The organism is Robiginitalea sp. (assembly GCF_049588695.1).
Lineage (GTDB): Bacteria > Bacteroidota > Bacteroidia > Flavobacteriales > Flavobacteriaceae > Robiginitalea.
On sequence record NZ_JBAVZJ010000375.1, the window covers coordinates 1 to 1,555 of the forward strand.

1 protein-coding gene is annotated in these 1,555 nt (G+C 47.2%); it reads left to right on the plus strand.

The genetic code is table 11. From position 1 onward, the window contains the following. A partial coding sequence (locus WBV75_RS08950; RefSeq protein ID WP_424120283.1) for a DUF5916 domain-containing protein occupies positions 1-1,455 on the plus strand: 1,455 nt, incomplete at its 5' end. Between the last annotated feature and the right edge of the window lie 100 nt (positions 1,456-1,555).

Consider the following 1,555-nt stretch of genomic DNA (forward strand, 5'->3'; position numbering starts at 1 on the left):
TTTAACGACCGGGAGAATCAAAACCAGGAGAACAGACTTAAAGTTGGTGCGGATGCGAAACTCTCCATTGGAAATAGTATGAATCTGGACGTCACGGTCAATCCGGATTTTTCCCAGGTAGAAGTGGATGACCAGGTAACCAATCTAAGCCGGTTCGAAGTGGGGCTGCCTGAAAAAAGGCAGTTCTTTATAGACAACAACGATCTATTTGCAGATTTTGGAGGCGCCAGGGATGCCAATCCATTTTTTTCGCGCAGAATTGGAATCGCACAGGATACGGCGGGCAACACTATTGAAAATCCTATTTTAGGAGGTGTAAGGCTCAGTGGGAAGCTCAATCCCAAATTTCGCCTTGGCTTCTTCAACATCCACACCCAAAAGGATGAAGCCAATGAGATTCCTGCCTTTAACAATACCATGCTGGCCCTCCAACACGTGGTCTTTGCCCGGTCCAACATCGGATTTTATCTTATCAACAGGGTGGCTTTTGGCAGTGATGATTTTATTACACGGGAGGAGCGGTTTAACCGGGTACTGGGTGTGGATTACAACCTGATCTCTGTGGACAACCTTTGGAACGGACGATTTTACCTGCACCGCTCATTTCAGCCCGATGTCAGTGGAAAGGATCTCTCCGCGGGGGCCTCAGTAAATTACAATTCGAGGAATTACGGTGGATTTACAGATTGGGCATATATTGGTGAGAATTTCCGATCGGATCTCGGCTTTATACGCAGGGATGATATTTTAAAGGGAACCACCGGATTTTCACGGACTTTCTGGCCTGAAAACAGCTACTTCAACAATCACAGATTCCAGGTTGTGGGCCAGCAGATCTGGAGCCCGTCCCTGGATATGCAACTGACGGATTATTTTATCCGTGGGTCCTGGGAGGCCCGTTTTCGGGATCAATCCCAGGCAGAAGTGCAATGGCGCAGCCAGTATACGTATCTTTTCGACTCTTTTGACCCTACGGGATCTGATGGGTTAGAATTGCCGGCCGATACAGATTATCACTACAATACGGTTCGATTGAGTTATGGGTCCGACCGAAGGCGGATTTTCTCTTTCAGGGGGCAGAGTACAATCGGTGGCTTCTTTAACGGGGAACGCCTATCCATTGAAGCTGGTGCGACCGTACGGGTTCAACCCAAAGCCTTCCTGTCTTTGCAGGTAAATTACGATCAAATAACCCTTCCTGACCCCTACCCTTCCGCAGACATTTGGCTGATCGTGCCCCGGATTGAAATCACATTCTCCAGATCCCTTTTCTGGTCTACCCTGATTCAATACAGTAACCAGCGGGATAATCTTGGGATCAACACCCGGTTACAATGGCGGTTTGCACCCCTGTCCGATTTATTCCTGGTCTATACAGACAATTACTTTGTAGATACCTTTAGCCCCAAAGTGCGATCGATTAACCTGAAGGTGACCTACTGGTTGAATATTTAACTCCGCGGTTCCTAAATTCAGTCCATTCCTCAATTTTCATGTATCTTTTCCGTTAAAATCATTTCTTCGGTATGGATACACCTCTTTTCACCAACGACAC